This is a genomic window from Ideonella azotifigens (assembly GCF_006519715.1).
In the GTDB taxonomy this organism is placed as follows: domain Bacteria; phylum Pseudomonadota; class Gammaproteobacteria; order Burkholderiales; family Burkholderiaceae_C; genus Ideonella; species Ideonella azotifigens.
Window position 1 is genome coordinate 1 of sequence record NZ_VIDT01000468.1, and the last position, 4,455, is coordinate 4,455.

Here is a 4,455-nt window from a genome sequence, read left to right on the forward strand (position 1 = left end):
AGAATGAAGATTATCCATGAGCCCTGCCCGGCCGCCCCAAGCGGCCCGCACCGAAGCCCTTCCAGGCGAAGGCGCCAAGGTGTGAACCCTGCCGCGGCAGGCCGTGGCCAGCCGGCATGCCCTGATGACACCTGAACCTCCCGCCCCCGCTTCGCCCCCCGTGGCCCCCGTGCAATGCCCCGCCCGCATCGCCTGGGGCAATGCAGGCCGACGCCTGGCCTTCGAGCAATGGCTACAGCCGCTGGTGGCCTCGCACGGCCTGCAAGTGGCCAGCCTGGAGGCCGCCTCGGCCGACGCCAGCTTCCGGCGCTATTTCCGCATCCAGGCACAGCCGGCCGGCATGCCGCTTTCCACCCTGATCGTGATGGACGCGCCGCCGCCGCTGGAAGATGTGGCGCCGTTTGTGCAGGTTGCCGGGCTGATCCAGCAGGCGGGACTGCACGGCCCGCAGGTGCTGGCCTGCGACGCCGAACAAGGTTTCCTGTTGCTCAGCGACCTGGGCCGCACGCTGTACCTCGACGCCCTGCAGGCCGAGGACTGTGCCCAGGCCGACAAGCTGATGCGCGACGCGATCCGTGCGCTGGTGCAGTGGCAGGGCCATGTCGACGCGACACCGTTGCCGCCGTACGACGACGCGCTGCTGCGCCGCGAGCTGGCGCTGTTCCCCGAATGGTGCGTGCAGCGCGAATTCGGCATCACCTGGACAGCCGAGCAACACGCCCGCTGGCAGTTGGTGTGCGACCGGCTGGTGGCCAGCGCGCTGGCGCAGCCCACCGTGGCGGTGCACCGCGACTGGATGCCGCGCAACCTGATGGTGGCCGACCCGAACCCGGCCATCCTGGACTTCCAGGACGCCGTGCGCGGCCCCATCAGCTACGACGTGGCCTCGCTGCTGCGCGATGCCTTCCTGTCCTGGGACGAAGAGCAGGAACTGGATTGGGCCGTGCGCTACTGGCAGGCCGCGCGCAAGGCCGGGCTGCCGGTGGACGAGGACTTTGGCGAGTTCTGGCGCCAGCTCGAATGGATGGGCCTGCAGCGCCACCTGAAGATCCTGGGCATCTTCTGTCGCCTGAAGCACCGCGACGGCAAACCGCGCTACAGCGAAGACCTGCCACGCTTCTTTGCCTACGCGAACAAAGTGGCGCTGCGCTACCAGCCGCTGAAGCCGCTGCTCGCGCTGATCGAGCCGATGCAACAGGCCAAGCTGAGCACCGGCTACACCTTTTGACATGGCGCACCCCCGGCCTCGCGGGTACGCGAGACCACCCGCCGAGCGGGTTGGCTCAGCGCCCTTGGGGCGGCCCTGCGGGCGCTGAGCTCGCGTCAGCCACGGTTTCAAGTGCCTTGACGCAGTCGGCCGCAAACGGGCGTGTCTCGCAACCGGCTGCGGCCAGCCACGGGTCCCGGTCCTCGCCGCCAAATGCCTCGACCAGGAAATCGCGCAGCGCGCGGGTGCGGGCCGGCAGGTGATGGCGCGTGGGCATGCACAGCCACAGCGTCTGGCTGTAGAGCCGCCATTCGGGGATGACACGCTCCAGCGCATGCTCCATCAGCGCGTCTTCGGCCACGAAGGACGGCAGGCCGGCAATGCCCAGGCCAGCCAGCGCAGCGGCGTAGTTGGCGTCCACATGCAGGGTGCTCAACACGCCGCGGCGCGGCACCATGTGGACCACGTCCGGCCCGGCGTCGCCCTCCTTCGCGCCGCATCGGTAGAAGGTGACGCCGCGTGTCACCTCTGAAGCCGGCGGGATCAGCATGTCGTGCTGCTTGAACTCGGCCGGGTGCTGCGGCCGGCCGCGTTTGTCCAGGTACTCGGGCGAGGCGCAGCAGATCACCTCGGTGCGCGCCAGCCGGCGGGCCACGAACTGGCCGTCCAGCGGCTTGCGGGTGTGCACCAGCGTCAGGTCAAAGCTCTCGTCGACCGCCTCTACCGCGCCGGGTGCGGTGATCTCCAGCGTCACGTGCGGGTACAGCGCATGGAAGCGCGGCAGCAGCTTGGCGATCTGGTGCACGGCGAAGGCCGGCGCGGTCAGCAGCCGCACATGGCCGCGCGGCTCGTGCACCGAAGCCGAAGTCATGGCCTCGGCTTCGTCGATGTCGGCCAGGATCTGCCGCACCCGCTCCAGGTAAGCCTCGCCGGTTTCGGTCAACGACAACCGGCGCGTGGTGCGGTTCAGCAGCCGGGCGTCAAGGTGCGTCTCCAGCTCAGAAATCAGCCGGGTCACGACGGCCGGTGCCAGGTCCAGCGCGCGGGCCGCGGCAGCCAGGCTGCCTTCGTCGACGACACGGGCAAACACCCGCATGGCGCGCAAGGTGGGCATGCAAGCACTCCAGGAATTCAAAGACTGAGGGACCGGCAGCGCCGTTTCGATTGTTTGCGAAACGAGAACACTGCGTGTGCGCAAACCTTATTTATTCCTTCGATCCAAATCTCTACAGTTCAACCCTATCGGCACTAACCCTGGGCCGAAACGAAAGGAACTCAGATGACCCGCTTCTCCTCCGCTTCCATGGTTGCCGGCCTGCTGCTGGCATCTGTCGCCACCCTGAACGTGGCCCAGGCCGCCGACAAGGCCGACCAGCCGCGTACCCGTGCCGAAGTGCTGGCCGAACTGGCCCAGGCCCGCGCCAATGGCGAAATGAACTTCGCCGACCAGGAAGTCATGCAGACCCCGCGTCGCGTCCGCGTCCAGGCGCCCACCGCGTTTGCTGCCAGCACCCCGGCGACCACCAAGACCCCCGACACCGAAACCAAGACCAGCGCCCAGTGAGCGCGGGGCAACGGCAGCTTGGTCCCCGAGGGCCAGGTCTGCCAGACACGCCAGAACCAAAGCGGGCTTGAGGCCCGCTTTTTCACGTCCTGAGCCGGCAGCTGCCCTTGACGGCCACGTTCAGGGATGGGCCGCGATGACCTCGGCCACCGCCGCCGTCAGCCGTGTGCCGTAGCCAATGTGCAGGAACTCGTTGGGCCCGTGCGCATTGCTCTTCGGACCCAGCACGCCGCAAACCATCATCTGCGCCTTCGGGAAGCCCTGCTGCAGCAGGCTCATCAGCGGGATGGTGCCACCCTGGCCGATGTAGCCCAGCGGTGCGCCGAAGTGCCTGCGCGAGGACTGGTCCATCGCCGTCTCCAGCCACGGCGAGAGTTCAGGCGCGTCCCAGCCGGTCGCCCCCCATTGGCCCACGCGGCCATCCGGCACGAAGGTGACCTTGGCGTTGTAGGGCGCGTTGTCTTCCAGCAGCGCCTTCAGCTGCACCGCCGCCTCGTGGCCCTGCACCAGCGGCGGCAGCCGCAGCGAGAGCTTGAACGCGGTGTAGGGCCGCAGCACGTTGCCGGCGTTTTCCAGCGACGGCATGCCTTCCACGCCAGTGACCGACAGCGTGGGCCGCCAGGTGCGGTTCAGCAGCGCCTGCACCGGGTCGGTGGTGGTGGGCAAGGTCGCGCCGCCGTCGGCGCCGCAGGCCCAGGGGTAGCGCTTCCAGACCTCGTCGCCGAGGATGTCGGCCGTGGCCTGGGCCTGCGCCACGCGCGAGGCCGGCACTTCGCAGTGGAAGACCGGCGGCAGCAGCCGGCCGGTGGCGGAATCTTCCAGCCGGTCCAGCACCTGCCGCATGATGCGGAAGCTCGACGGCACCAGCCCGCTGGCGTCGCCCGAGTGGATGCCCTCGGTCAGGATCTCGACCTTCAGCGCGCCGGTGATGTTGCCGCGCAGGCTGGTCGTCAGCCACAGCTGGTCGTAATTGCCGGCGCCCGAATCCAGGCAGACCACCAGGCTCACGTCGCCCAGCCTGTCCTTCAGCTGTTCCAGGTACAACGGCAGGTCGAACGAGCCGGATTCCTCGCAGCTCTCGATCAGGCCGACGATGCGCGGGTGCGGCGCATGCTGCGCCTTCAGCGCCTCGATCGCGCTGACTGCGGCATAGACCGCGTAACCATCGTCCGCGCCGCCGCGGCCATAGAGCTTGCCGTCCTCCAGCTTGGGCGTCCACGGGCCCAGGTCCGAGCGCCAGCCGTTGAACTCGGGCTGCTTGTCCAGGTGGCCGTACATCAGCACCGTCTGCGTGCTACCGGGCTTGGTCGACTCGACCTCGAAGAAGATCACCGGCGTGCGGCCTTCGCCGCGGATGACCTCCAGCTTCAGCCCCGGCACCTTGCGGCCCTCGACCCAGGCCGCGGCGTCGCGCACCACGCGGTCGATCAGGCCGTGCGCGGCCCAGTCGGGGTCGAACATCGGGCTCTTGGCCGGCACTGCGATGTAGTCGACCAGGTTCGGAACGATGCGCTCGCTCCAGGCCTCGGTGACGAACCGATTCAGTTGTGCCGAATCGAGGCCGGGCAGTTTTTCAGGTGCATTCATGGTGTGAAGCCTCCGGCGCGCCGGGTGCCGGCGCGGTGCTGGACGGGAACGGGCCGGATCGGCCCTGTGGCAGCGCACCCCAACGGGCGCCAACCCA

Annotated in this window: 4 protein-coding genes; 2 read left to right on the forward strand and 2 right to left on the reverse strand. The window is 68.7% G+C overall.

Going from position 1 to position 4,455, the window contains the following annotated elements; all coding sequences use genetic code 11:
• Positions 1–124: 124 nt before the first annotated feature.
• The gene (locus FKP22_RS22055; protein WP_141289836.1) at positions 125–1,228 is read left to right on the forward strand and encodes an aminoglycoside phosphotransferase family protein; all 1,104 of its coding nucleotides are present in this window, start codon (positions 125–127) and stop codon (positions 1,226–1,228) included.
• Positions 1,229–1,283: 55 nt separating this feature from the next.
• Here FKP22_RS22055 and FKP22_RS22060 read toward each other — a convergent pair whose 3' ends face one another.
• Positions 1,284–2,321 (reverse strand): LysR family transcriptional regulator, encoded by a 1,038-nt coding sequence (locus FKP22_RS22060; RefSeq protein ID WP_141289837.1) that lies wholly within the window; start codon positions 2,319–2,321, stop codon positions 1,284–1,286.
• A gap of 165 nt (positions 2,322–2,486) precedes the next feature.
• On the opposite strand from FKP22_RS22060, the gene FKP22_RS22065 reads away from it, so the two are divergent.
• On the forward strand, positions 2,487–2,771 hold the full coding sequence (locus FKP22_RS22065) for a DUF4148 domain-containing protein (RefSeq protein ID WP_141289838.1): 285 nt from the start codon (positions 2,487–2,489) through the stop codon (positions 2,769–2,771).
• A 120-nt stretch (positions 2,772–2,891) separates the two neighbouring features.
• On the opposite strand, the gene FKP22_RS22070 is transcribed toward FKP22_RS22065, so the two are convergent.
• Positions 2,892–4,358, reverse strand: coding sequence for a M20 family metallopeptidase (locus tag FKP22_RS22070; protein ID WP_141289839.1), 1,467 nt, complete (start codon positions 4,356–4,358; stop codon positions 2,892–2,894).
• Between the last annotated feature and the right edge of the window lie 97 nt (positions 4,359–4,455).

Bases quoted from the DNA above. Each gene is read 5' to 3' on its own strand.
- FKP22_RS22055 (WP_141289836.1), top strand. From the start codon at position 125: ATGACACCTGAACCTCCCGCCCCCGCTTCGCCCCCCGTGGCCCCCGTG.
- FKP22_RS22060 (WP_141289837.1), bottom strand. From the start codon at position 2,321: ATGCCCACCTTGCGCGCCATGCGGGTGTTTGCCCGTGTCGTCGACGAA.
- FKP22_RS22065 (WP_141289838.1), top strand. From the start codon at position 2,487: ATGACCCGCTTCTCCTCCGCTTCCATGGTTGCCGGCCTGCTGCTGGCA.
- FKP22_RS22070 (WP_141289839.1), bottom strand. From the start codon at position 4,358: ATGAATGCACCTGAAAAACTGCCCGGCCTCGATTCGGCACAACTGAAT.